Source organism: Lacticaseibacillus mingshuiensis, assembly GCF_016861785.1.
Classification (GTDB): domain Bacteria; phylum Bacillota; class Bacilli; order Lactobacillales; family Lactobacillaceae; genus Lacticaseibacillus; species Lacticaseibacillus mingshuiensis.
In genome coordinates this window covers 69,843-95,936 of record NZ_BOLS01000001.1, presented here as the reverse complement: position 1 = coordinate 95,936, position 26,094 = coordinate 69,843, and the positions used below count along the sequence as shown (strand labels likewise).

16 protein-coding genes are annotated in these 26,094 nt (G+C 58.3%); 4 read left to right on the top strand and 12 right to left on the bottom strand.

Translation table 11 applies throughout. The annotated features are described in order from the left end of the window. Window positions 1-200: 200 nt before the first annotated feature. Together addA and JUE67_RS00475 are read right to left on the bottom strand one after the other, a co-directional pair. Complete coding sequence (gene addA, locus JUE67_RS00480; protein WP_203636919.1) at window positions 201-4,133, bottom strand: helicase-exonuclease AddAB subunit AddA; 3,933 nt, start codon at window positions 4,131-4,133, stop codon at window positions 201-203. Then, window positions 4,123-7,929, bottom strand: coding sequence for a PD-(D/E)XK nuclease family protein (locus JUE67_RS00475; RefSeq protein ID WP_203625688.1), 3,807 nt, complete (start codon window positions 7,927-7,929; stop codon window positions 4,123-4,125). The genes addA and JUE67_RS00475 overlap by 11 nt, the downstream gene beginning before the upstream one ends. A gap of 150 nt (window positions 7,930-8,079) precedes the next feature. Here JUE67_RS00475 and mvk point away from each other — a divergent pair, with 150 nt between their 5' ends. Genes mvk through fni form a run of 3 tightly spaced genes read left to right on the top strand, consistent with a single transcriptional unit; the run spans window position 8,080 to window position 11,025 of the window. After that, window positions 8,080-9,030: a mevalonate kinase gene (mvk, locus tag JUE67_RS00470; RefSeq protein WP_203625686.1), complete on the top strand. Its 951-nt coding sequence runs from the start codon at window positions 8,080-8,082 to the stop codon at window positions 9,028-9,030. Beyond that, window positions 9,027-10,007, top strand: a complete 981-nt coding sequence (gene mvaD / locus JUE67_RS00465) for a diphosphomevalonate decarboxylase (protein ID WP_203625684.1) — start codon at window positions 9,027-9,029, stop codon at window positions 10,005-10,007. The genes mvk and mvaD overlap by 4 nt, the downstream gene beginning before the upstream one ends. After that, complete coding sequence (gene fni, locus JUE67_RS00460; protein ID WP_203625682.1) at window positions 9,997-11,025, top strand: type 2 isopentenyl-diphosphate Delta-isomerase; 1,029 nt, start codon at window positions 9,997-9,999, stop codon at window positions 11,023-11,025. The genes mvaD and fni overlap by 11 nt, the downstream gene beginning before the upstream one ends. A gap of 104 nt (window positions 11,026-11,129) precedes the next feature. Here fni and JUE67_RS00455 read toward each other — a convergent pair whose 3' ends face one another. The 6 genes from JUE67_RS00455 to JUE67_RS00430 all read right to left on the bottom strand — a co-directional run bounded on the left by JUE67_RS00455 (window position 11,130) and on the right by JUE67_RS00430 (window position 16,613). Beyond that, on the bottom strand, window positions 11,130-12,464 hold the full coding sequence (locus JUE67_RS00455; protein WP_203625680.1) for an RsmF rRNA methyltransferase first C-terminal domain-containing protein: 1,335 nt from the start codon (window positions 12,462-12,464) through the stop codon (window positions 11,130-11,132). Further along, window positions 12,451-13,413 (bottom strand): hypothetical protein, encoded by a 963-nt coding sequence (locus JUE67_RS00450; RefSeq protein WP_203625678.1) that lies wholly within the window; start codon window positions 13,411-13,413, stop codon window positions 12,451-12,453. Before JUE67_RS00450 ends, JUE67_RS00455 begins: the two co-directional genes overlap by 14 nt. 10 nt (window positions 13,414-13,423) lie before the next feature. Then, a complete protein-coding gene (locus JUE67_RS00445; RefSeq protein ID WP_203625676.1) occupies window positions 13,424-14,158 on the bottom strand; it encodes an SAM-dependent methyltransferase in 735 nt (244 codons plus the stop codon). A gap of 45 nt (window positions 14,159-14,203) precedes the next feature. After that, entirely contained in the window at window positions 14,204-14,560 is a 357-nt protein-coding gene (locus tag JUE67_RS00440) for a metal-sulfur cluster assembly factor (protein WP_125696443.1), read from the bottom strand. 17 nt (window positions 14,561-14,577) lie between these two features. Next, a complete protein-coding gene (gene thmT, locus JUE67_RS00435; RefSeq protein WP_203625672.1) occupies window positions 14,578-14,763 on the bottom strand; it encodes a 2-hydroxymuconate tautomerase in 186 nt (61 codons plus the stop codon). Window positions 14,764-15,662: 899 nt separating this feature from the next. Further along, the gene (locus JUE67_RS00430) at window positions 15,663-16,613 is read right to left on the bottom strand and encodes a YitT family protein (RefSeq protein WP_203625670.1); all 951 of its coding nucleotides are present in this window, start codon (window positions 16,611-16,613) and stop codon (window positions 15,663-15,665) included. Window positions 16,614-16,805: 192 nt separating this feature from the next. Here JUE67_RS00430 and JUE67_RS00425 point away from each other — a divergent pair, with 192 nt between their 5' ends. Next, window positions 16,806-18,218, top strand: coding sequence for a C69 family dipeptidase (locus JUE67_RS00425; RefSeq protein WP_203625668.1), 1,413 nt, complete (start codon window positions 16,806-16,808; stop codon window positions 18,216-18,218). Between the two features lie 73 nt (window positions 18,219-18,291). On the opposite strand, the gene JUE67_RS00420 is transcribed toward JUE67_RS00425, so the two are convergent. The 4 genes from JUE67_RS00420 to dnaG form a co-directional block, all read right to left on the bottom strand. After that, window positions 18,292-19,086 (bottom strand): Nif3-like dinuclear metal center hexameric protein, encoded by a 795-nt coding sequence (locus JUE67_RS00420; protein WP_203625661.1) that lies wholly within the window; start codon window positions 19,084-19,086, stop codon window positions 18,292-18,294. Further along, the gene (locus JUE67_RS00415) at window positions 19,061-19,777 is read right to left on the bottom strand and encodes a tRNA (adenine(22)-N(1))-methyltransferase (RefSeq protein ID WP_203625653.1); all 717 of its coding nucleotides are present in this window, start codon (window positions 19,775-19,777) and stop codon (window positions 19,061-19,063) included. The genes JUE67_RS00420 and JUE67_RS00415 overlap by 26 nt, the downstream gene beginning before the upstream one ends. Before the next feature lie 2,554 nt (window positions 19,778-22,331). Continuing rightward, a complete protein-coding gene (gene rpoD, locus JUE67_RS00410; protein WP_203625651.1) occupies window positions 22,332-23,528 on the bottom strand; it encodes an RNA polymerase sigma factor RpoD in 1,197 nt (398 codons plus the stop codon). Window positions 23,529-23,567: 39 nt separating this feature from the next. Next, a complete protein-coding gene (dnaG, locus tag JUE67_RS00405; RefSeq protein ID WP_203625649.1) occupies window positions 23,568-25,499 on the bottom strand; it encodes a DNA primase in 1,932 nt (643 codons plus the stop codon). Between the last annotated feature and the right edge of the window lie 595 nt (window positions 25,500-26,094).

The window sequence follows — 26,094 nt, the reverse complement described above, 5'->3', positions numbered from 1 at the left end:
TTTTCTCAGGCGAATTGGCCGCGAAGATTTGGTGCTGCCTCACTGATATTTATATAGACACAGATTCTGTTGCATCAAAACGTACGACATCGGCTGTCCACTTACATCTCTCTATCCCCCGTAAGCAAAAGAACCGCCAGCCTCCATTGTAGTTGATAAACTGCGCTCGGGGGTTGCGGCTCTTTTGATTTAGCAATTATTTAGTTTGCGGCCAGGACGTCGTGGGCTTCGCCGTTTTGGTTCAGGAGGATCAGCCAGGCGTGCGCCACTTTGGGGCCGGTTGGGTGCATGGCGTTGAGGGCTTCGGCGTAGCTGTTCAGCTGACCGCGGTAGCGTGCCAGAATCGGTGCCACGGAGTCGCCGATGCGGTCCGTTTTGTAATCGAACAGGGTCAGCGCGCCATTTTCCTCGAAATAACCGTCGATGATGCCGTGCACCAATACGTCGGCCTGGTCGTCTTCGACTCGGCTGCCGGCGATGCGGCTGGCCGGGAGCAGCATGGAAAAGGCGGCTTCGCGTTCGACATGGGCGGCGGCTTGGAGCTGTTGGCCCAAGGCGGTCTGGAAAAAGGCTGCCAGCTGAGCGACACGGATGCGCTGAGCAACCGGGGCGGTCAAGAGGCCGTCTTGAACCAGCTGATGAATGAAGGCACGAATCGCCGGCTCATCGACCGCCTTTTTCAGATCGAGACGCTGCAGGACCAAATGCGTGGCGGTACCGACATCTGTGGCGGAGACGCGGGTCTGGTCTTCCGCCGCCATGAACGCGGGCAGATGGAAATCGTCCGCGGTCCACCGCTTGACGGTCGGCGCTGTGGCCTCAGCCGGCGCCCGCTTTTCCAAGGTGAGGATGCCACTGGCGGCTGCGGCTTCTTCCAGGTCCGGATCCTCGACCGCACGCTTGATCTCCGTCACGCTGCGGAAGCCTGACGTGGTCGTCATCTGCGCAAACGGATAGCGGAAATTCAGCCAGTCCGTGAGCCCCGGCATCGGTGCGGCCTCATCTACGACCTCTGTTTCATCGCCGGTCGTGCCGGCTTGACTCTGCTTTGGTAGGACTTCTTCAATGGTGAAACCGGCCGCTGGAAAATACGGGGTCAACGCCGGCAGCGTTTTGGCGTCATCCTCACTGTCCGCGCACCGCGCCAAGGCCGGGCCGATCCAATCCATAAAGTTTTTGGCCGTGCCGCGCTGCAGGCTCGGCAGCAAGATCTCCTCACTGGCCGCTGCCGCAGCTCGCCATTTTGGCAACAATTTTTCCTTCTTCCCCATCGCGACGATGAACAGGCGCTGGCCCGCCCGCGTCAACGCGACGTAGAGCTTGCGCATTTCCTCAGCCAACAGCTGCTTGCGTTTGGCTTCGGCGGCCTGCGCATATTGCGGGGTGGTAAAGGTGATCTGGGTCGCAGGGTCGTTGAATTTCAATCCGACGGCATCTTTCGTCGCGATGATTGGGGCCATGGTGTCGCGCATGTTGAAACCGTGGTCGGCATCCAGCAAAAAGACGATCGGAAATTCCAGCCCCTTTGACCCGTGAATGGTCATCAGGCGCACCGCGTCTTCGCCATCTGCCAGGCTGACCGGGGTGTCGAGGTCTTTGTCCTTTTTCTGCATCTGCTCAATGAACCGGACAAACGCGAACAAGCCCTTGAATCCGTTTGCCTCATAAGCGGCGGCGCGGCTGGCCAGGGCGCGGAGATTGACCTGGCGCTGATTACCGCCCGGCATGCCCCCGACATAATCGAGGAAGCCGGTCAGTGAATAAATATGCCAGATCAAATCGACCAGCGCATGTTCCCGCGCATAATCGCGGAGATCCGCCAATAGCGCAAAGAACCGGGCCAGTTTTTGCCCCAGCGGCGTTTCCTTCGTGGCCGGATCCGCCTGGAAAACGGCGAGCGCGTCGTAGTAGTATGGGCGGGCCTTGGCCGCCAAGCGAATCGTCGCCATTTCATCAGCCGACAGTGCCACAAGTGGCGAGCGCAACACGGCCGCCAGGGGGATGTCCTGTTTCGGGTTGTCGATGATGCGCAAAAGCGACAGCATCACCATCAGTTCCGTCGTCTTGAAATAGTTCTTCGCATCCGGAATCAGAATTGGGACGCCGGCCTTCGCAAATTCGCTTTGCAGCGTGATGTTGTTGCCACGCGTCGAGGCCAAAATGGCGATGTCTTTGTAGTCAACATCCCGATGCGGCCAATTCTGCGCCGTCAGGTCTGCGGCTGGGTCATCCACGCGGTCATACAGTTGATAATCCGGGTTGTGAACGATCGTCAGGATCTTCGCGATCACCGCCTGCGCCTCTGCCTGGTCCTTGGCGATGGCGGCCGCATCTTCGCCGTTCTCATCCGCCGTCTCCTCGCCGGTAGTCTCGGGACTGGCGGCGTCATCGGAACCCGCATTCGCCGAAGCGTTGGGGTCATCCTCGGCCGGCGCCTCTTGAGCAACCAAGAGCAACGTGGCCTTCGCCTGGGCATCCCCTGCCAGATCGGACGGCAGCGAGTCACTGCTCCCGAATTTCAGCTCGGCGTCCTGATCGTAATCCAGCTCGCCGACTTCCTGATCCATGATCTGGGCAAACAGCATGTTGATGAAGGTCAGCACGTTATTGGTCGAGCGAAAATTGCTTGGCAGTAAGATCAGCTCATTGGCCGCGGGCTGATCCGCGGCCAGTTTGGGATAGGTCTGGTACTTGGTCATAAAGAGGCTCGGGTCCGCCAGCCGGAAGCCATAAATACTCTGCTTCACATCGCCGACCATGAACCGATTGCCCGGCGCCTGGGCCGCCACTCGGCTGAGGAGCGCCTCCTGCAGGCCATTCGTATCCTGATATTCATCGATCATGACGATGTCAAATTGCGCCTGGTAATTTTGCGCGACCGTGTCACTGACCGTCAAGATCTGCAGCGCATATTGTTCGATGTCCCCGAAGCCGGCAAGATGCTGACGCTCTTTTTCTTTAAGCAAGGCATCGGCGTACCACAACGCAACGTCCGCCAGGGTGGTCATCAGCGCGGCGGCAGGCCCGGCCACGTACTCGCGGTCGGCCGGCGCCAATTGAAGTGGGCCATCCGTGATCGTGTTCAACTCCGCCGTGATCGCGTCGCGCCGCGCTTTTTGCCCAGCAAGCAGATCCCGGCGCGCCTCATCTTTTTTCGTGCCATAGGGCCAAGTTGGAAAATACGTCTCGGTAGGATGCAGCGCCGTCCACACCGTCGCGTAATCCGGCTGATCCGGCAGTTCCGCGACCATCCCCGCAAAGCGCTGGATTCCTTCCACCGCGGCCTTCATCGTGTCGGTCGGCTTGCGGTCGGCAAAGGCGTCTTCCAGTTCCGTGCGCAACACATTGAGCTTGGCCACTGCACCGGTCAGTGTCTCGTGAATCGCAGGCCACAGCTCGTTATGAAATTGCGCCGCGACTCTTTCCGGTTGGTAGCCATCCGCAAGATGCGCCAGCCAGTTGGTCGGCTGCTGGGTACTCATCGCAAACGTCAGAAGCTGATCGACGATACCGCCGAGCCCATCGCGCCCCGCGTCCCCCTTGCTGTAAAAATTCGCCTCAAGCGCCGCGAACGGATGCGCCGCAACGCCATCTGCTTCATAAAAATGGTCGCGGGTCTGTTCCCAAACACGCTGCTTGAGCATTGCCTCTTCAGTCTCGTCGCTGAGGATGCGAAAACTCGGGTCCAGCCCGATCACATAATAGTAGCTTTGCACCACGCGCTGTGAAAAAGCGTCGATGGTCATGATCCAGCTGCTGGTCATTTTGTCGATCTGCGCCTGGATGTGCGCCTTTTGCGCCTCGGTCAGCGGCAGGCCGACCTGGGTCTTTGTTTCCGGCACGACCTTGCCAGCCCGGGCGGCGTCATCCGACGCCCGCAGCGTGGCCTTCAGCTCTTTTTCAATACGCGTGCGCATTTCAGCCGCGGCGGCCTTGGTGAACGTCACGATCAACATGCGGTCCAGCTCCGCCCCATCGATCAGCTGCCGCAAAATACGCTGCACAAGCACAAACGTTTTCCCACTGCCAGCCGATGCGGAGACGAGCACATCATGCCGGTGCTGCGGGTCCCCGGGTTTGAACGTGCCATGCAAGATTGCGGGAATCTTTTCTGGTGAAATATTATTGGCCATCGTCGTCGCCGTCCTTTCCAGCGCTTTCTTGCTTCAGTAACTCGAGAATCTGCACCGTATTTTTCGCCGGCTGGGTGTTGTAATGATCCGCCCCTGTCGCAGCATCAAAGCGCATCACCGCTTGATACGGGCTGCGCGCGATGAACCGGGCGCCTGAGCCGTTGATGTCCAACGGCGCCAGCGTGATGACGCCATCCAGGATGTTGTCGGCGGCCTCGGTGATCAGCTTACGGTCGTGCTGAATCCAGCGAGCGAGCTCGCGCTGGGTGAAAAATGTGTGGATCGTTGCCCCACGCGACCCGTCCTTGGCCGTGGCTCCCTTGATCGTCTTGTTTTGATTGAGCGCAAGCGGCACCACCAGCGAGGCACTGCCAGGCACGAGATCATCGGCAAAATTGCTGAGGTAGCTGGCCAGCGCATCGTCTTGATCGGCGATCTCATCGGGCAGGACCACAAAGCCTTTCAAGCGGTATTGCTTTTGCGTCTGCGGGGCTGCGGCCTCAAGCAATTGCGTCTGGCGCTGGGCCTGCTCGCTAAGCGGCGCAAGGTCCTTGAGATCCGCGTATTTGATCAGCGGCTGGTCGAACATCAGGTAAAAGGCGCCGCCGGGTCGGCTATCAGCCAGCGCCGGCAATTTGCCCTTGGCCACCGCCGATTCGACAGCATCCAGATAGGTCAACAGCTGCAGATTCAACCCGTAATAGGCTTCATAAGGCGTGAAATCGTGGGTCGAACTCTTGTAATCCAGCACCAAATAACGGGCCGCGCCGGTGCCATCATCAAAGACTTTCGTGTCGAGCCGATCGATCTTGCCCCGCACGGCGACGCGCCGGCCTTTTTCCGTGGTCAACGTGACCGGCGGCAACAGCGGCTGCCGGCCTCGAGGCGCAAACAAAATCTCCGTGTTCCAATTGGTGAAGCCGGAGCTGGCCAGCTGGAATTGAATGACCTTGAATTCACGCAACAGCATGTCGGCGATGTGCGCCTTCAAATAAGCCATGTGCCGGCTGTTTGTGAAGCCCTCGTCGGTGAAAATGCGATACACGGGAAAATCCTGAATGATCTGGGTGATCTGCACCGCGATCGCCTGTTTCAGCGCAGCGTCATCAAGCGTCAGCAGCATTTTTTTATCCGCCAGTGCCTTCATCACGCCATCCATGACGGCATGGTAAAAACTGCCGTAATCCGCCGGCGTCAATTCAAACTCGGGCCGCTCCTGAAGCCGCAAGCCATAGGTCAAAAAGTATTCATACGGATTGCTGTAAAACGATTGAAGCTGCGAGATCGAGGCGCTCAGTTCGGTGGAATAAAGGGCCCGCGCCGTTTCCGGACGGAGATTCTGGACCGCGTTTTGATACGCGATCGCCTCCCGCAACTGTCCCGGCAGAGAAACAGGCAGATCCGCCGTCTGCTGCGTGCCAGCCTGGGCCAGCCAGGCGGCGATCTCATGGTACGCCGTTTCCCAGGCGCGTGGAATCGCATGCGGGGCCTGCCGCGCGATCACGACCCAGTCGCTGAGCAAACTGCGCGCGGTCCCCGCCGCCTCTGCGACGTCGGTGGCTGGTGTGAGCTCACCCCAAACTGGCAGTCCCTGTTTCACATCGATGCCTTGGCTGGCCGCCAGTTGCAGCAGATAAGGCGAGGCGTTGTTGGCCTCTTCCCCGTTAGTCGGGTAGGACATGATCAAGTTGCGGGTCGCCGCCATTTCCGCCACATAGTTGATGAATGGATCGCCAAGGGCTTTGCTGGCCCCGGTCTCAGGCAAAAAGACAGCCTGCAACTGGGTATTCTCCGCATCACTGGCCTGCAGCGCATCCAGTCCCTGCTGCAGGGCCTGGCGATCGGCGGCGTTAAGCACCGCGGTGTCGCTTGGCACCTCTGGCATGGCCGCATCCGTGGCGCCGATCACGAAGACCGTGTCGAATTTGGCGCGCCGGGCCAGGGCGGTCTCGGAGATCGTCACCTGGTCAAGCGTCGCCGGAATCTGGGTGAAACTGGCGCCACTGAAGCCAGCGTCAAGCAGCGTTTGAAAACTGGCCAAAAGCGCCGTTGCCTTGCCAGACGCACCCCCAGCCGCAGCGCCAGTCTCGCCGATTGCATCGCTGCTTGCCGTCAGCGCCGCCACATCAGCTGAGGTCTGGGCGATCGCCGCATACGCATCCACGATGCCGGTGAAGGTCTGCCAGGCTTGTTGCCCCGCCGCAGCCGCCGCCGGATCCAGGCGTGTTTCGGCTGCACTGGCCCATTCTGCCAGACGCTCCGTGACGCCAACGCCCACGAGCCAATTCATCAGCCCCTGGGCCAGCTGAAGCCCGGTCAGCTCGGGCTGCTTCAACAAGTCGGCCAGCGGCGTCAGCACGGTGCGCAGATGCTGATGGATGGCCTCGAGCTGCGCCGTTTTTTCCGCCTCAGGATCTGCCTGCTCCGCCGCCTCATCTTCGTCCTTCGGGGGGCGGTTGAAATAGCGCCAGGCCTTGTCGTCAAACCAGGCGCGCCGGCCGCTGATGCCCGTGCGCAGCAAGTGATTGTCCGTGATGTCGACCGCTTCGCGATAATCCGCCAAAGGCAAGTCGGCTGGGCGCACAAGTTCCGTCCGCAAAAAGCGCATCACATCCTGATACTGAAAGCCATTCAAAAAGAGGTCACAAACACTGTCGATCAGCGCGACCAGGGGATGGTCGGTCATCGGGTGCTCGCGGTCGGCAAAATAAGGAATCTGATAATCCTGCATGATCGGCGCAATGATATCACGGTACGGGGCCAGCCGCCGGGCGATGATCAAAAAGTCCCGGTAACGTTTGCCCGCATGCACCGCCTGCTGAATCTTGCGCGCGACGGTTCGCAGCTCCTGATAGGCATCCGTCGCCTTGACCACCTGAATGTTGTCATGAGCCGGCTGGGTGGCGCGTTGCCCCGGGGCCTGCCAAAACTGATCCAGCTGCCGAATCCCGGCGCTCAGATCATCGCGCAGTGGCGCAACAGTGGTGGCGACTCCCTTTCCGTCCGGTAGCCCCGCAACCAGGCGCCGGCGCAGCGTCAGCGCCGGCCGAAACAGGCTCTGCTGGGCAGGCGTCAACTGGCCATCCGCCATTGTCAGCGCCACGGTCACCTTGGCCGCCCGGGCAATCAGCGTCTGCACCAACTGCAATTCGCTTGCCGCCAACTCATTAAAATGATCCAGGTAAAAATAGGTCTGCGACAGATCACGTTCGCGCAGATCCGCGATCAACACGTTCAAAAGCCCTGCATTGGTCGTGTAGGTCGCCGTTTGCTGTTCGTAAGCGCGAAGCAGCAGCGCAAGGTCATGAATTTTCGCCTGATGCTGCGTGTCGACGCCGGCTTCGACCGCTGTGAGCACGTCGGCGGTGATCCGGCCCATTTGCAGCTCGCCTAATTGCTGCGCGAGCTGCGCGACAAAGCCGGGCTTGCTGATCTCACTGGGGTAGACCTGCAGTTCCTGCTTGTGGCTGGCCAAAATGTCGGCCACGATCATCGTGTTTGCGGTCGCATCCAGCCGGGGCTGGCGATACGCCGGACTGTCCTTGAGGAAAAACCACCCCAGGCGCGTGAACGACAGCGTCTGCACCGCATCGGAGGCAAAGACCCCGGTGTTGTTTCCACGCAGGCGTTTTAGCAGCGCAATCTCCGCCTCGTATTTCACATGGTTTGGCACCAGGTAAAAAATGCGTGCATGGGGATGCGCCGCCAGCACGTTGGCCACATCATCGGCGATCGCCCGTTCATGATCCGCGGCCGCCGTGCCAATGATCAATTGTAAGGCGCTTGGTTCCGTCATTTTGCCACCCTCGTTTCGGCCTCGCTGCGCGCGCGTCGGCTGTCCAAGAAGAGCGCCGCAGTAGGTTGAGTTTGGTTTAAGTGTAGCATAACTTGCTAGAGTCTACGCGGCCTTTGGGGTATCATTTAAAGCGACAATAAGGAGCTTCTGATGAAAAAAAGCCAAGGTATCTCGTATGCAAAAATCATATTGATCGGCGAACACGCGGTGGTCTATCAACAACCCGCGATCGCCCTGCCGATTCGCTCGTTGACGGTCACCGCGACCCTGACCCCCCGGACGGACGGCCGCCAGCAGATCGCCTCGATCTTTTATCAAGGGAGTTTAACCGACGCCGCCCAGACGCCATTTGCGGGCATCGCGACGTTGATCAGGCGCCTGTTGACCTTTTTTGAGGCGCCGGCGCAAGGCTTTGACCTCGCCATCAGCAGTATGCTTCCGCCCGAACGCGGCATGGGCTCGTCCGCAGCCACCGCGGTCGCCATTATCCGCGCCGTGTATCAGGCCTTTGATGCCTCGCTGCCCCACGATCGCCTGCTCAACTGGGCCAATGTCTCCGAACGCATCATCCACGGCAATCCCAGCGGGCTGGACGCCGCCACAGCCAGCGCCACGGCCCCGCAATGGTTCGTGCGCGGCCAGGCGCCAACGCCGATCGATTTTCCCACAACAGGGAGCCTGGTGATCGCCGATACCGGTGTGCCCGGCCAAACCAAGACGGCCGTCGCCAGTGTCGCCGCCAAATTGACCCAGGACCCGGCGCGGTATCAACCGCTGATCGAGGCGATCGGCCAGGCGACGAGCCAGGCGGCACTTGCGCTTGCCCAAGATGACCTGCCCCTGCTTGGCCGGCAGCTGATGATCAGCCAAAACGCACTGCGGCAGCTCGGCGTCAGCTCCCCCGCCCTCGACAAACTGGTGGCGGCCGCGCTCAGTGCCGGGGCGCTCGGCGCCAAGCTCACGGGTAGCGGGCAAGGCGGCTGCATGATCGCCTTAGCCAAAGCGCCTGCCGAGGCCGGCGCGATTCGCCGCGCGCTTGAAGCAGCCGGGGCGACCACCACCTGGCAATACGACCTTGTAGAAAGTGAGGACCCGTCATGACCCACGCCGTAACGGCTCGCGCCCACACCAATATCGCCCTGATCAAATACTGGGGCAAACGGGACGCAAAGCTGATCTTGCCTTACACCAGCTCGGTCTCATTGACCCTGGCTGACCTGTACACCGACACGACCGTCGAATTCGATGCCGCCCTTGCCGCAGACACGTTTTCACTGAACGGCGAGGTGCGACCAGCCGGCAAGATCAGCGCGTTTTTGGATCTCGTCCGCGCCCAAAGCGGGACAACTGCTCATGCCCATGTCCGCTCACTCAACCACGTCCCGACCGCCGCCGGGTTGGCCAGTTCCGCCTCGGCCTTTGCCGCCTTGGCCATGGCCGCAAGCAGTGCCGCCGGGCTGGCACTTTCGCCGACGGACCTGTCGCGGCTGGCGCGCCGGGGGTCAGGGTCGGCGTCACGCTCCATTTTCGGCGGCCTGGCGATCTGGCACCGTGGCAGCGATGACGCGACCTCTTTTGCCGAACCCCTGCCGGCGACCACCCTGCCGCTGAAAATGATCGTAGTGCTGGTCGATCAGGGGCGCAAGGCGATCAGCTCCCGCCAAATGATGACTGCGACCATCGCCACCAGCCCGTATTTTCCGGCCTGGGTCGAGCACAATGAGGCCGCTGCGGAAAAAATGGTCCGCGCCTTGGCCGCCAACGACTTTGCCCAAGTCGGCGCGCTGACCGAGGCCAGCAGCATGCAGATGCACGCCGCGATCATGGCCAGCGAGCCGCCTTTCACCTATTTTGAGCCGGAGACCCTGGTCGCCTGGCAAAAAGTGCAGGCGCTGCGAGCAGGTGGCGTGCCGGCATATGCGACGATGGACGCCGGCCCAAACGTCAAGATCTTGACCCTTGCGCCTTATGTCGACGCGGTCGTGGCCGCGCTGGCTGAGCCCTTTGCCGGCCGCCTGTTGACCACGGGGCCAGGGCCAGCTGCCCGCATTCTCAAGGAGGCAAGCGATGCAATCTGAACGCTCACACCGCAAGGACGAACATGTCTTTCTCGCGGAAAAAACTTTCCAGCAAACGGCGACGGCGGGATTTGACCAGATTCGCTTCTGCCATGATCCCCTGCCAGAAACGGCGGTGGCAGAAGTTGAAGTCAAGCCGGACCTGTTTGGCTGGCGCTGGCCATTTTTCATCAACGCGATGACCGGCGGCTCGGCGCAGACTGGGCAACTGAACGCGAAGCTCGGCCGCATCGCGCGCGCCACCGGCCTGGCGCTGGCCAGCGGCTCCCAAACCGTCGCATTGGCGGAACCGGCGCTGGCATCGACCTTCACGACCTTGCGCGAAAGTGACCCGGACGGCTTCCTGCTGGCCAACATCGGCGCCAGTCATGGAGTCGATGCCGCCACCGCCGCAGTGTCGATGCTGCAGGCCAACGCGCTGGAAGTCCATCTCAATGCCGTCCAGGAAACGGTGATGCCTGAGGGCGAACGCGATTTTCACTGGGCGGCGCAACTCGCGGCGATCGTGGCCGTCAGTCCCGTGCCAGTCATCGCCAAGGAAGTCGGCTTTGGCATGACCCGCGAAGGCCTCGCGAAATTGCAGGCGCTTGGTGTCCGCTACGTCGACATCGGCGGACGCGGTGGGACCAATTTTGCCCAAGTTGAAAATCTGCGGCGGCCGGCCCGCGACTTCGCGTATCTGCAGGACTTTGGTCAGACCACCTGCGAATCGCTGCTGGAGGCCACGGCCGTTGACGGGCTCACCGTGCTCGCCACCGGGGGCGTGCGGTCCCCGCTGGATATTCTCAAGGCGCTGCGGCTCGGCGCCAGTGCGGTCGGCATCGCTGGGCAGGTGCTCCACTGGCTGGTTCAGGAAGGCGAAGACGCCGCCATTGCGCATCTTCAGGCCTGGCAAGACCAACTCGCCCTGCTCATGGCGATGCTGGGCGCCCGGGATCTCACCGCATTGCGCCAGGTGCCGATCGTGCTTGGCCCCGCGCTGACCCACTACGCCGAGGCGCGCGGGCTCACGATCTGAATCGAATTGACTGCACATTAATAGGCGAGCCGAGACAAAAAATGTCCCAGCTCGCCTTTTTGCGTGGCGAATAATTGGCGCGTCAGCCGACCGCCCATGCACACCTACACGCGCAGCCCCTTCGGATACGCATTTTTGATCACGTGATCGACCTGTTTACCCAGCGCAAACCCTTTGCCTTGATGCGTCAAAAGCACCCAGCCCCGGCCACTTGTCGGCACCGTCAGGGTCTCCCCATGGCGATAGCGCGCGTAATCCGCAGCGGCGACCTCGATCACCTGATGAAAACTCGCGGGGGGCAAGGCCGTTGCCAAACTATGGCTCGGTTCAAAACGGTGCGTCTTGAACGTGCCCAAATGAAGTCCCGGACGCACGACATGCAACCCGGCCAATTGCGGCGCCGCTTCCGGCATCGCAAACAATTGGTCGCGGCGAAGCACCAGCCGGCTTTGCGGCCAAGTCGCATCTGTCAAGGCAGTGAGGCCGGCGCGCAGATCCTGCTGCTGCGGGGCGGTCAACTTGCTGGCCCCCATTCGCTTCCCTGGTTGGGCCGGTTCGTCGCCATCTTTGATGAATTTTGCGACAAAATGGCCTTCCCCAGCGAGTTCGTGTGGCCACAAGCGCGCCGTTTCCAACACCGCGTCATCGCCGCCTGCAAAAGCTGGCCGGCCGTCTTGAATCCCGCCGACTTTTGCGATGGGCTGCAGGGTCAATGGCAACGTCTGAACCGCCCAGACGGCGAGCTGCTCATCCTCTTCCGGCGCAAAGGTGCAGGTGGAATAAACCAACGTGCCACCCGGGCGCAACATTTTCACCGCCTCGGCGACGATCTCGCGCTGGCGGGTCGCGCACTGCGCCACAAGGTCCGGCGACCAATATTGCATGGCATCGGGGTCCTTGCGAAACATGCCTTCCCCGGAACAAGGCGCATCCACCAGGATCAGGTCAAAGCTTGCTGGCAGTTCTGCTGCCAATTCGGCCGGGGCGTTGTTTGTCACCACCGCATTTTGTACGCCAAAGCGCTCCAGGTTGCTGGCCAAGATCTTGGCCCGGCCGGCGTTGATCTCATTTGCGACCAGCAGGCCTTCGCCTTGAAGCTGGCCGGCCAGTTGCGTGGTCTTACCGCCCGGCGCCGCGCAGAGATCCAGCACCCGCTGGCCTGGCGTGGCCGCACAGACGGCCGCGACGAATTGCGCGCTGGGTTCCTGGCTGTACACATAGCCACTGACATGATCGATGCCATTGCCATCGACCTTCCCGTATTCGCCGGTTGGACTCCAGGGAATCGCCGGCCCGTGTTCATTCATCGCAAGCGGCGGCCGCAATGGCGAGACCCGAAAGCCACTTTGCGCCGGATGCGCGAAGCTGGCAAAAAAAGCGTCCGCTTCCGTGCCAAGCAGCGCGCGGTATTTTTCCTCAAAGCCATCAGGAAATGTCATCAAACGTCCCTCCTTTGCGGTAGCGCAGCGACACACCGGCCCGCACGATCAAGAGATAGCCCAGCCAGAGTCCGGCGGCGAAAATCACCAGGCGGACGCGATTGGTCAGGTAGAGCCACCACCAGTCGATCGTCACGCCGATCACGGTGGCAAAAAGCGTGTGCGTCACCGTTTGCGTCCACAGCCCGCGGCGCAGTTGGGCGTGCAGCTGGCGGTCCATGCCCAACAGCGACGACGGCACCATGAGCCAGATCGTCAAGCCGGCGATGATCACGGCCAGCACGCCAATGCCGGCGCACCGTAAGATCGTCGGCCCGTTATCCGCCCACCAGCTGTTGCCAGCGGTCAGCTGATAGGAATAATTGCGGTCGGACGTGGCAGAAAAAATCGCCTGGAGCTTTGTTTTTGCCTTGGCCAGCCCGCTGCCATCCGCGATGATCGTCACCGCATTGAGCCGCGGGGCCGCCTCATCAGTCGCGCTGGCATTGAAAAAGGTGACGTCATTCAGCGCATTGTTGCCATGCGTCCCCACCGTGCCGATCACCGGAATAAAGCGGCCGGCCTGCTTGAGGTATTGCTGATTATTGCCCTGCACCAGCGTGGCGGTCTGATTTTGGCCGACCACCGCGACCGGCAGCGCCGAGGTCAGATCCGCCTGGGTGAACCACTGGCCATCTTGAAGTGGCAGATTGCTGGTATTGCCCCAAACGTAAATGCGCTTGCCGTCTTGAAACTGGACCTGCACATTTTGCACATCGCTTTGCGTCAATTTTTCTGCAACGGCTTGCAGCGTTTCGGCCGAATCCGTCTTGAAGACCTGGCCGTCCTCGCTCAAGCCAAAATGGGCCAAGCGATCCGCATATTCATTTTGATCATGCCAAGACCATGTCCAGCCGGCAAGAACGATCATCACGACCCACAAGAGATCGATCACGAAAAAGCGTTTCATCTGGTCCTCCTTAGCGCATCAAATAAATTCGTTCATTCACCGCATCAAAGCGGCCCAACGCCCGGTTCAACGCAAGCAGGCGTTTATCCGGCACAAATTCCGCCAATTGCCAAAACAGGCGGCTATCGGTGGCCCCAAAGCGCTCGCCGATCACAAAGAACTTCAAGTGGGGAAAATAGGCCCGCAACACCTGCAGCACATGCACGTCATTGGGATCGCGATCGGGGCTCCAGGCCATCACCACCGCATCAACTTGATCACCGTACCGATGCAACGCAGCCGCCGCGGGCAACGCCTCGAGGGGCAAAAGCGGCGTCCGGCCCGTTTCACTTTCCTGTTTCCAAGCAAACGAATCCGTGGCGATCACCCGATTGCCCTGCGCCGCCAGCCCCGCCGAGACATAACCATTGCCCGCCGCCAATTCCAGATACCGAAGCGGCCCGAACAGCGCCTGCCATTGCGTGAACAAGGCCTCATGCACAAACGCCCACATGCCATACTCAAAGGCGCAGGCCCGGCGAAAATTCCGGAGCAGGTGATCCACCGCCACCAGCTGCCCATACGCATCCGGGTGGGCAGCAAGCAAGTCGGCAAATAGGTCCGGGGCCAGGCCAAGAGGCGGCAACGCGTTTTCGGGCAAGCGCGGTTCAGCCAGCGCCTCACGCACCGCGGCCATCGCCGTCAGTTGCGGCCTCAGGGCTGGATAAGGCGCGGCTAACGCTGTTAATTTTTCCCAGTAAGTCATTCGCCGCCCCCTTCAAATAAAAAGACCGCCCACTTGCGGCGGTCTTTAATGAATACCCAGCGCCATCTTTGCGTATCGGCTCAGCCGCTCCGGCCCCCACTGCGGGTACCAGACCAAATGGATGTCGACACTCTTGATGCCGGGCACCGCCATCAACGCACGGTGAATCTCATCATCCAGCACATCGGTCAGCGGACAGCCCATTGTGGTGAGCGTCATTTCAACATCGCAGTGGCCATTTTCGTCCAAGTCAACGCCATAGATCAGCCCGAGGTTGATGAGGTCGATGCCCAGCTCGGGATCGATCACGGTCTCCAGCGCCTTGACCAACTTGTTGCGCATTTGGTCAAAATAGGCCTGCTCTTCCGGGCTACTGGCTGGTTGTTCAACTTTGTCTGCCATGGCACGCCTCCTTGCGATCATTCGTCGGCTTTGAGGACCCCACCGACTGCGTAATGTTCTTTTGCCATTTCGTTCAGGACGATGTGGATATGTTCTTTCGGCGCGCCGGTATTCTTGGCGATCGCCTCGGTGACGTCGAGGCACATTTGCCGCAGTTGTTCGCGGCTGCGCCCTTCGATCAGATCAATATGGACCAGTGGCATAACTGTCCCCTCCTTCAATCTTCGATCAACTGCCTTGATTATACTAGAAAAGTTGGGGCAAGAAAAGGCGACCCGAACTCGAAACTCGATAGAAAAGGACAACTGAATCACGCACGGTGTGCCTGCCGGGTTTGCGCCGGCCAGGAATTGGCTGGCGACCGTAGTAGAGCACCCAAGTGACTTTGAGCCCGCAAAAAGCGCGGTCTCAAAGCTCACTTTCGTTGTAAGCGGCACAGCCGCTAACAACGACGAGGGGGCTGAGCCATTCCTGGCCGGAGCAAACCCTCCTGTCGTGGCATTGCCATTTCTTATGGAAGCTTCGGTGCAGTCAGAGTCTTCTTGCCCACTTAACTTTTCTACTGAATTGGCAGTTGATCGAAGCTTGAATCGGGGTGTTCGACGGACCGGGTACCACATTTGTATCGGATCAATTTACGATTGGTGGGCGTCGCCATGAGAAGGACATCATCATGTCGAAACAGAGCTGGCCGATACAATCAAATTACAATTAGCCCACGGCCGAATCAGTTGTTGACAAATTGGCTCTTAACAATGACCGACAAGCACGACCTAACTCCAACCCAGCGACACAGCATCACGAGTACTCGCACAAGACCGTGCCTGCCAGTAAAACCTGCCTACCACATCTATCAGCACAACAACGGGCCACGCTACTTTACGAACTCAATACAATCATTGCTGGATATGAGGGTGGGATCCGGCCAGAAACGGCTCAGCCCCCTCGTCGGCGTTAGCGGCTGTGCCGCTTACGCCGAAAGTGAGCTTTAAGACCGCGCATTTTGCGGGCTTAAAGTCACTTGTCCGCTCTACTACGGTCGCCAGCCGATTTCTGGCCGGAGCCCACCCGGGCGTTTTCACCACCCTACAAACACAGAGATTTACTCGTGCGGCAGCTGGCCCGCGTTGTGCTGTTCTTTGTTGAAGGACGGCTTCAGCCCCAGCGCGCGCTTGATGGTCTGCTGGTCGGACGTCAGGAACTCGCCGGCAACGTCGACCGTGTTGAGAATATCGATGAACGCGCCCTTGTCCACGCCCAATGTCGCCTGCGTCAGATCGTAAAGTTCGTAGCGCGTGATCACGATCATCAGCGTTGTGTTTGGCTTGCCCAAAAAGCCGCCGCGACTCGGCAATGCGGTGATGCCGCGCACCATTTTCTCCGTGATGGCCGCAATGACCCCGTCCGGATCGGTGGTGACGATCATTGCGGTGACTTTTTGATTGGACGTGTGAATCGTGTCGACCACGCGAGTCATGCAGTAGATCGAAATGATCGTGTACAGCGCGCTTTCCCAGCCGATGCCAAACCCGGCGACCATGATGATGCCAAAGTTGATGACGAACATCAAGACGCCGATCGTTCGGCGCGTGTGCTTGGAGAGATACATGGAGAGAATGTCCATGCCGCCCGTGGAAAAGCCGTAACGCAGCGCGATGCCGACGCCGGCACCGGTGAGGACCCCGCCAAAGATCGCATTCATCAAGGGGTTGCCCGACAGTGCGTGAACCGGCAGGATGATCGCCAGCGCCGAGATCAGCACGCTATTTAAAAAACTGAAGGCGGTAAAACTTTTGCCCAGTGTTTTCCAGCCCAAGATCGCCAGCGGGATGTTCAAGAGTAAATTGAACCAGCCAGTGAGGTCGGTATGCGCGATGCCTTGGCCTTGCAAAAATAAGGAGAGCAATTGGGCGATCCCAGTTGCACCGGATTGAAAGACTTTGGCCGGCGTCAAAAAGAAATTCAGCGCGATCGCCGTGATCAAGCCGCTGGCCGCAGCGACCCCGATCTTTTCTAATGTGTCATGATAATGATAGGCTGTGATTTTTGCCATGTTCGTCACCGTTGTTTATAAAATGTAGACAGCCGTTTGCGCGCCAAATAGCGCCCGCACGCGTCATCTTTTCCAGAATACACGCCCTTGCAGGAAATGCCACCCTTCCCGGTAAATATTTTGTATAATAGGAGATAATTCCGCAGACGATAGCAATGTGTTCATCGTGCGTAAACAAATGGAGGCAGTCACATGCAGACTCGCACATCATGTACCAGTATTTTGATCGGCAAAGAAGCCAGCGCAGACGGCAGCGTTATGATCGGTCGCAACGAGGATTCGCGCGCGGCCTGGCCAAAACACGTGGTGGTCCATCCCGCCACGGATGCGGCGGACGCCCCACTGTTCAAGTCAAAGGCAAATGGTTTTTCCCTGACCCTGCCGGCGCATGCACTCAAATACACCGCCACTCCCGAATGGACCGATCAATATGGGCTATTCGAAGAAGCCGGCATCAATGCGGCCGGTGTCAGCATGAGCGCCACCGAAAGTGCGTACGCCAACGCGCGCGTGCTTGGGTATGACCCGTTTGTTGAAGACGGCATCATCGAAGAGGCCATGGTGACGGTGGTTTTGCCATTCATCCATTCGGCCAAGGAAGGCGTCGAGCGCCTGGGGAAAATTGTGACCGAGCACGGTACGGGCGAAGCCAATGGGATTCTGTTTGCCGACCACGATGAGGCCTGGTACATGGAAGTTGCGACGGGGCATCGCTGGGTCGCCCAGCGCATTCCGGACGATTGCTATGCGGTGGTCGCCAATCAGCTTGCGATTCAAAAAGTGCGGCCGGATAGCCCAGACTTTTTGTTCTCACCAGATCTGTTTGACTTTGCAGCCGAGCACCATTTTTGGACGCCCGGGACCAGTTTCAATTTTCGGCAGATCTTTGGCACCGACAGCAACTTCGATCGCATCTACAACACGCCGCGAGTCTGGGACGGCCAGCGCCGCCTGACGCCAAGCCGCACCAGCACCCCGCTGGATTCCGATCTGCCGTTTGCGCTTCAGCCGGACCGGCCCCTGTTTGTCGAGGACGCGTTTGCCGTGCTTGCGAGTCATTTCAATGAAACGGAATTCGATCCGGCCGACCGCCACTCCGCGCAGGCCCACCGCTTCCGCCCGATCAGCTTGGCGCGCACGCAGGAGAGCCACGTGCTTCAGATGCGGCAGAATCTGCCGTTTGAGATCGCGGATCTGCACTGGGTCGCAATGGGCGTTTCCGCGCAGAGCCAATTCGTACCATTTTTCGCCGGCACCACGACCACCCCGGCCGACTACCAGCGCGGCGGCCTCCCTGCGACGATGGATTCGGCGTATTGGCAATACAAATTGGCAAGCGTCTTGCTCGACGCCCATTTCGGCCTTTTTGCCCATGACCTCGAAAATGTGCAGATGAGCACCCAGGCAAAACTGCGCGCAAATATCGACAAGACCGATGTCGCCAGTCGCGGCGTGGATAAAGCGGCGCTGGCGGACCTGGCCACGAAAGCTACTGCCGAAAATGCCGAGATCGCAAAAACTGCGTGGCAGGCATTCACGATGGAACTGGTTCAAAAAGAGACCGACATGAGTCCCCTGAACTTCAAGACGGACGACGCGCTTTAGTTTTTTTCCAGACATAATAGAATACGCCGACTCACCCCAAAAAAATCGGGAGTCGGCGTATTTTTTTGCCACATTACATGAACGTGAACGGATCGGTGTTCAGTTGCGACGCGACCACATGCAGCGGCCAGTCTTCGGCCTGCGCCCATGTGATGAACAGCGCGCGCACATTGTCCTTCATGATCGATTCGATGTGGTGCCCCGGATCGATCACCGCCATGTCCGCCGCCAACATGTCGTGCCCGGTGTGATAATACACATCCCCGGTCACATAAACATCAGCCCCGGCCAGCTTGGCGTCGCGGAAAAATTTGCCACCGTCGCCGCCTAGCACCGCCACTTTTTGAACGGGCCGGTCGAGATCTCGGGCAATCACACGCAAACCGCGCACGGCAAACGTGTCCTTCACCTGCTGGACAAAATCCCCGAGTGACACCGGCGCCGGCAGCGTTCCGATGCGACCCATGTTCGCCTCTTCACCGCTTTCGATGAACGGTTGCACCTCATCGAGGCCCAGCGCCGCGCTCAGCCAGTCGTTCATCCCGCCGGCCACGCGATCGAGGTTCGTGTGCGCGGCGTAAACCAAAATATCATGTTTCATGAGATCACCGTACATGCGATTTTGTGGGTCGGCATAATTCAAATTATGCGCCGGTCGAAAAACCGCGGGATGATGCGCGAAGATCATGTCCGCGTTGACCCGGGTCGCCTCTTCGACCACTTCCGGCCGCACATCCAGCGTCACCAGCATCGTGTGCACCTGGCGCGTCGCATCCCCAATCTGAATGCCGATCGGATCGCCCGGCACCGCTAACGATTTCGGCGCGAACCGCTCAAATCGATCAATGAGTGTCTTGCCCGTCACCATCTGCCAACACCTCCTTGATGATCGCGAGATCTGCCTGTTCTTCCTGCAGCTTGGTGGTGTCAGGCGTCGCGGCTTCTTGAAGTGCCTGAATCACCAGCATCGTCTTTTGCCGCGCCAGTTCCGTCTCCTTGAGGAAAAGCCTGCTGCGGTCGCGCCGCAATACCGGCCCGAGCAATAAGTCTGCGCGTGAATACGGCACTTCTGGCTTCGTTTGCCCGGCGACGATCACTGGATACACATGGCCGGCGTCCTCCACCAATTTTTCATCCAAAATGCCGAACTCGTTGGCCGCCAGATATTGCCGCAATAAAAGTACATCGCGATTTGGCGCGAGCAACAATGTTTCGGTGCCATCCAGATGATTTTTTCCTTCCGTCAAAAGACGTGAGATCAGAAGGCCACCCATCCCCGCGATCACCAGTGTGTCGATCGCATCTTCAGCGGAAATGCCGCTCAGCCCATCCGCCAACCGCACCTCGATCTTGTCGGTCAAGCCAGCCTCGCGAACATTCTCTTCGGCGATCGCGACCGGACCTTCACCGACATCGCTGGCGATCGCAAAATCGATCTGCCCCGCCTGCGCCAGCGCGATCGGAATGTACGCGTGGTCCGTGCCAATATCGGCGATGCGCTGCCCGTCGACAAGATCGGCAATTGCTTGAAGCCGTTTAGATAAATGTACGTTGCTCATAGTTGCTCCTTCGTGGTCGTTTGCGTTTATTATAGCAAAAATCGGCGGGAAACCACCGCAATTGGGCGGAAAAATGTCACAGTGAGCGGCCCGCAAACGTCGATGGGACATGGCTTTCAGCGACTTAGATGCTAAATTTTTCGATTTTTTCTTCTATTTAAAAAGGGCAACGATGACGCGTCCACCGCGCTCGTGAAAAGAGCTGTCACCCCGTCACATTATTTTTGATTCTAAGGATGGGGCGTGCGGACTCCCAGTATGCAGATAGTGCATTTTCGCCCCGGAAAACAGCAATGGACGTACCCAGGGTATGCGTATTTCAAATCGTCGGGACGTGCGGCCAAACTTGTGTGATGGCGTCACACCAATAAATCAACCTTTCGCGGCGCGCATCAGATCAGCTGGACTCCCGGTCCGCAAATATCGAGTTCTTTAACAAAAAGGGTAAAATTCGCGGACCATGAGTCCACCACGCCCACAGCATGCCTATACAAAGTCATGTGATGGCGTCACACAACTTCGAAAACTTTTTCCGGGGGTATCCATGTTCGCTTACTCCCGGTATGCGGATATAACAATGTCGTCTCAAATAATTTCAATCGACGTACTCAGGGTAAGCGACTCTCAGATTCTCGTAGTGTCGGAATAAACTCGTGTGACGGCATCACACCAATGTGCGGCCCATCTCGCATCAGTCGGATTCCCGGTCCGCAAATATCGATATCTTTGGCAAAATTGGTAAAATTCGCGGCCTACAACTCCACCGTTGCCAATACGGGAAATGCAAATACGAAGTTATGTGACGCCATCACACCAGTGTGAGGACTGTTTGGTAAGACGATTCAGGTTCAGTGGACTCTGGGTCCGCGAATATCGAGATCTTTGACAAAAAGAACGAAATCCGCGGACCGTGAGTCCACAGGCGCACGCCACCAGCATACATATACAAAGTGGTGGGATGGCATCACACCACTTTGAAAGCTTCTTCCGGAACCAGTCTCATATTCGCGTACTCTCGGTATGCGGATATTGCGATACCCCCTCGCAAAACGTCGATGACCGTACTCCGGGTATGTAAATCTGACGCCTCATCGTACCCGTACAAACTCGTGGGACGCCATCACACCAATATGAAGGCCGTTTGTCAGGGACAATCTTGATGCAGATAGACTCTGGGTCCGCGAATATCAAGATCTTTGACAAAAACATCAATATCCGCGGACCGTGAGTCCATGTCGCACACCCCAGTAAGCAGATACGAAGTTGTGTGACAGCATCACACGACTTCGAAAGATAACCCTGGGGCAATCCCCATGTTTGAGTGCTCTCGGAATGCGGATATTGCGATGCCGCCGCAAAATATTTCGATTAGCGGACCGGGGCGTGCGGGTCGGGCGTGCGAACTCGTGGGACGCCATCACACCAATATGAAAGCCTTTTGCTGGGCGACTGATTCAGATGGACTCCCGGTCCGCGAATATCGGGATCGTTGACAAAAACATCAGAATCCGCGGACCACGAGTCCACAGTCGCACGCCCCCAGCAAGCAGATACGAAGTTGTGGGATGGCATCACACGACTTCGAGAGAATACCGTGGGGGCATGCGCCTTGGGCCGTATCCCATATTTGCGTACTCTCGGTATGCGGATATTACGATACCGCCTCAAACCATGTTGATTGGCGTACTCGGGGTATGCGGATCGGTCGTGCAACTCGTGTGACGCCATTACACCGGTATGCAGTCAGCTCCCTCAAGAAATATCAATCATATGGACTCCCGGTCCGCGAATATCGGGATCTTTGACAAAAACATCAGAATCCGCGGACCGTGAGTCCATAAACGCACGCGCCCAGCGTACATATATGAAGTTGTGGGATGGCGTCACACGACTTCGAATAACTGTTTCAGGACGTTTCGCGTACTCTCGGTATGCGGATATCGCGATGTCGCTTCGAGAAAGGATAATCGACGTACCCCGAGTATGCGACTCTCAGGCCCTCAGCGGATCGGGACAAACTCGTGTGACGTCATCACACCAATGTGCGCGCACCCGGGCGTGCAACGAAACTGGTGTGACCCCATCACACTAGTTTCAATTCGCCGACGACATGCACCTGTTTCCACGCCCAGCCAAAATAATTTTTACGCGAGCGTCTCACACGCATTTAAAGCTCAAGTTCACTCCAAAAGACGTATCTGCATCGAACAGCACCTTCTCGCGCGCCTCTGAGGTCAAATAATACACAACTGAAATGCCTATTTGACGGTCTTTTCGCGTCGAGGAACCCAAATGCCATTCCGCCTCTACAAGAGAAGCAAGTCGAAACGCCGTCAGATCAATATTTACGAGCACCATAATGACAGCGACCAAACGGTGTTTACACCGACAATTGTGACAAGCACCCCGCCCAAGCCGCCGCACCGATTCACGGCAAGGTCCCGAAATACACCGGCCCCCGAGCATCGCCGCCTCCTGACTGTCACCCCATCACACAAGTTTCAGCGCACAAAAAAAATCCCAGCCCGCAAGCTGAGATCTTCATCGATCTAATTTATTCCAAGAAATCCTTCAATTGCTTGGAGCGACTTGGGTGGCGCAACTTCCGCAAGGCCTTCGCTTCGATCTGGCGAATACGTTCGCGGGTGACGCCGAAGACCTTGCCCACTTCCTCGAGGGTGCGGGTGCGGCCGTCATCCAGGCCGAAGCGCAGACGGAGCACGTTTTCCTCGCGATCGGTCAAGGTGTCCAGCACGCTTTCGAGCTGCTCTTTCAGCAGTTCGTAGCTGGCGTGATCTTCAGGCGAGGTGGCGTTGTCGTCTTCAATGAAATCGCCGAGGTGACTGTCATCCTCTTCACCGATCGGGGTCTCGAGGGAAACTGGCTCTTGCGCGATCTTCAGGATCTCGCGAACCTTGTCAGTCGGCATATCCATTTCGGCACCGATCTCTTCCGGCGTTGGTTCGCGGCCGAGGTCTTGAAGCAGCTGACGCTGAATGCGGATCAGCTTGTTGATGGTCTCGACCATGTGGACCGGAATCCGAATGGTACGGGCCTGGTCAGCGATGGCACGGGTGATCGCCTGGCGAATCCACCAGGTCGCATAGGTGGAGAACTTGAAGCCTTTGCGGTAATCGAATTTTTCGACCGCCTTCATCAGGCCCATGTTCCCTTCCTGAATCAGATCCAGGAACTGCATGCCGCGGCCGACATACCGCTTGGCAATGGAAACGACCAGACGCAGGTTGGCTTCAGCCAGACGTTGCTTGGCTTCTTGGTCGCCTTGCTCGATCTTCAGCGCCAGCGCGACTTCTTCATCGGCCGTCAAAAGCTGGACCCGGCCGATTTCCTTAAGGTACATCCGGACTGGGTCGTTGATCTTTACGCCACTTGGCGCCGACATGTCGGACATTTCCTTTTTGGAGACCTTTTTTTGCGTCTTGATGGCGCCAGCCGTTGGATCGCCATTTTCATCAACGACAGAAATGCCGTTGTCGTCGAGCTTTTGCATCATCGCGTCGACCGCTGCGCTCTTGAGTTCAAATGGCTTGACGAGCTGATCGACCAGATCATCATTGGTGATCTCTTTGTCTTTCTTGTGGTCACTGATCAGCTTGGTCAGCGCCGCTTCATATGCTTTATCCGGCGCCGCATCCTTGGTCGCGGTGGTTGCCGGCTTCTTGGCAGTCGTCTGCTTCACCGTTTTCTTTGGCGTTTCGTCGTTTTCTTGGTTCGTCGTCTTTTCAGCCATTATGATCCTCCTTGGTTCAAAACACGTGTCTCATCAATATCAAACACTCGGCCGGGCCTTCAGCGTGCGCATCAATTCGATGTATTGCTGCGAAAGCGTGAGCGAGGTCTGCTTGTCCCCGAGCTGTTGGGCTTGGGTCATTTCGACCTTCAGTGCCGCCAGCCGGTCCCGGATACTTTTTTCCCCGATCTGTGCGATAAGCCCGTCGACTTCCTCGTCGGTACTTTCCGGCGGCGTCATCATCGCAAGATCCGTGGCCGTCGCCATCAAGTCCTCCGGCACCTGGTCGAGGAACCCGGCGATCGCGCCGTCTTCATTTTCATGGGCAAAATTCAGCCAGGCATCAAACAACGTCTGGTAAGGCGCATCGGGAAAAACAAAGTCCGTTTGGTGCAGCCGCGTCGCGATCTCAGGATCTCGCCAGCTCAGCACCAGCAAGAGCCGCTCCGCCTTTTCAAAGCGGTCGTAATGCGGGCGCATCACCTGAGGCGCCGTGTGCCCCGACCCGTTTGACCCGAAGTTGCCGTTTCCAAAACTGCTTGACCCAAAGTTGCCGCCCGAGCCGCCAGACCAGCCCCCAAAGCCGCCTGGTCCTGGATCTTCTTCATCGGCCGGTGGCTCCGGACCAAATTCATCGCCAGTCGCCGGCAGGCCCGGCGTGACCGGAGTCGACGCGGGCATGCTGGTCTTCAGATCCGCCTCATTGACGCCAGTGAGTTTCGCCACCTGGCTCAAGTAAACGGATTGCGCGACGGGATCGGGCTCGCGGGCTACCAGCGCCAGGGCGTCATGGATATAATCCAATTTTTCCTGGTCGGTGGTCAGCTGCTTGCCAGTCGCCAGCGCATGCAGGCGAAAACCCAGCGGTGTGATGGTCTGGGTCATCTGTTGCTGAAAGGCTTCCTTGCCGCGGCTTTGGATGAACTCATCCGGATCTTGTCCATCCGGCAGGACCACCACGCTGACCTTCAGCCGCGAGTGGCGCTCGATCAATTCAAGCGCGCGCCCAGTCGCGTGTTGCCCAGGCTCATCGCCGTCGTAACACAGGACCATTTCGCGCGACTGATGCGCAATGATGCCGACCTGTTCTTCGGTCAAGCTGGTGCCCATCGACGCGATGCCGGTGGTGACGCCAGCTTGGTAGGCCGCGATCACATCCATGAAGCCTTCAAACAGAATCGGTGGGGATTGTTTGAAATCATTTTTCGCCGGGCCGAGGTTGAACAGCACCTCGCGCTTGGCAAACAGGTCCGTTTCCGGACTGTTGACATATTTACCGATCGTCCGCCCGTTGCTCGGCTTGTGCAGCATGCGACCGGAAAAGCCGATCACATCCCCATTGATGTCGGTGAGCGGAAACATGACGCGGTCGATGAAGCGATCGTGCAGCGTGCCGTCTTGGTTCTCCGCGAACATCCCGCTTTTGCGCTGAAGGTCGTAATCGAAGCCATGGGCGGTGACAAAACTGCGAAGGAGCGTCCCATCCACCGGCGCAAAGCCGATGTTGAAATGCTCGATCGTCGCGTCTTCGAGCCCGCGCTTGTGCAAATAGGCAAGCGCCTCGCTGCCACTTTCGGCATTGACCAAAATGTGGTGATAAAAATCCTGCGTCTGCTTGAGCAGCGCCTTTTGCGCCACCTTGGCAGGATCTTCGACTGGGCGATTCGCGTCGAGGTCCACCCCCAGCTCGATGCCCGCATAATCCGCAACTTTGGCGACCGCCTGGGGAAATGCCAGGTGGTCGTATTCCATCACGAACTTGAAGACATTGCCGCCGCGTCCGCAGGAAAAACAGTGAAAGATCTGCTTGCTTTCATTGACCGAAAACGATGGGGTCTTTTCGTCCTGAAACGGGCAAAGGCCGAACATATTTTGTCCGGCCTTGTGGAGGCTGACGAATTGGCCGATATAATCGACGATGTTGACAGCGTTTCGCACCTCATCGATCTTGGTCTCTGGAATTGCCGCCATGACGTCACCTCCTTATGGTCCCCGGCCTCGTAGAAAAAGTCGCATCTCGTTTGAAATGCGACTTCATTTGGCCGTGTGCATACTGATACAACGTATAGTATACACGTTGACCAACTGGGATTCAAGTGAACGGGTTGCAGGGTGTGGAGGCCCGCGGGATGGTCGTGCATATAGGCTCGCCAAGCACTTGGTGGCGCACCTTGCCACCGAGTGCTTGGCGTACTATATGTCTCGACCATGCGGGCCGGAACCCAACTGATGTGCGCAGCAAACCGCTGAAGCCACCAGGAAAAATGTCAACGTTGAGATGCAGGCTAGACAGCTAATAATGCAGCTTTCCGTTAACCTATTCGTATGATGTGCACCTCAATCTGAGGGTGCCCGGAGGCCAGAAATGGCTCAGCCCCCTCGTCGGTGTTAGCGGCTGTGCCGCTTACACCGAAAGCAAGCTTTGAGACCGCGACCTTTGCGGGCTCAAAGTTGCTTGGGAGCGTTCCAGCCATTTCTGGCCGCAGGGCACCCGCACTCTTCCTCAAACTAAGACTCAAACGGAGAGGCAGTAGACAGGACAACGCTATAAAATCCGAGAGTAGCT

Coding starts and splice junctions, on each gene's coding strand:
- mvk (WP_203625686.1), top strand. CDS start 8,080: ATGAAAAAAAGCCAAGGTATCTCGTATGCAAAAATCATATTGATCGGC.
- JUE67_RS00420 (WP_203625661.1), bottom strand. CDS start 19,086: ATGGTGACGGGCAAGACACTCATTGATCGATTTGAGCGGTTCGCGCCG.
- rpoD (WP_203625651.1), bottom strand. CDS start 23,528: ATGGCTGAAAAGACGACGAACCAAGAAAACGACGAAACGCCAAAGAAA.
- JUE67_RS00425 (WP_203625668.1), top strand. CDS start 16,806: ATGCAGACTCGCACATCATGTACCAGTATTTTGATCGGCAAAGAAGCC.
- JUE67_RS00450 (WP_203625678.1), bottom strand. CDS start 13,413: ATGAAACGCTTTTTCGTGATCGATCTCTTGTGGGTCGTGATGATCGTT.
- JUE67_RS00445 (WP_203625676.1), bottom strand. CDS start 14,158: ATGACTTACTGGGAAAAATTAACAGCGTTAGCCGCGCCTTATCCAGCC.
- JUE67_RS00415 (WP_203625653.1), bottom strand. CDS start 19,777: ATGAGCAACGTACATTTATCTAAACGGCTTCAAGCAATTGCCGATCTT.
- mvaD (WP_203625684.1), top strand. CDS start 9,027: ATGACCCACGCCGTAACGGCTCGCGCCCACACCAATATCGCCCTGATC.
- fni (WP_203625682.1), top strand. CDS start 9,997: ATGCAATCTGAACGCTCACACCGCAAGGACGAACATGTCTTTCTCGCG.
- JUE67_RS00455 (WP_203625680.1), bottom strand. CDS start 12,464: ATGACATTTCCTGATGGCTTTGAGGAAAAATACCGCGCGCTGCTTGGC.
- JUE67_RS00440 (WP_125696443.1), bottom strand. CDS start 14,560: ATGGCAGACAAAGTTGAACAACCAGCCAGTAGCCCGGAAGAGCAGGCC.
- dnaG (WP_203625649.1), bottom strand. CDS start 25,499: ATGGCGGCAATTCCAGAGACCAAGATCGATGAGGTGCGAAACGCTGTC.
- JUE67_RS00475 (WP_203625688.1), bottom strand. CDS start 7,929: ATGACGGAACCAAGCGCCTTACAATTGATCATTGGCACGGCGGCCGCG.
- JUE67_RS00430 (WP_203625670.1), bottom strand. CDS start 16,613: ATGGCAAAAATCACAGCCTATCATTATCATGACACATTAGAAAAGATC.
- thmT (WP_203625672.1), bottom strand. CDS start 14,763: ATGCCACTGGTCCATATTGATCTGATCGAAGGGCGCAGCCGCGAACAA.
- addA (WP_203636919.1), bottom strand. CDS start 4,133: ATGGCCAATAATATTTCACCAGAAAAGATTCCCGCAATCTTGCATGGC.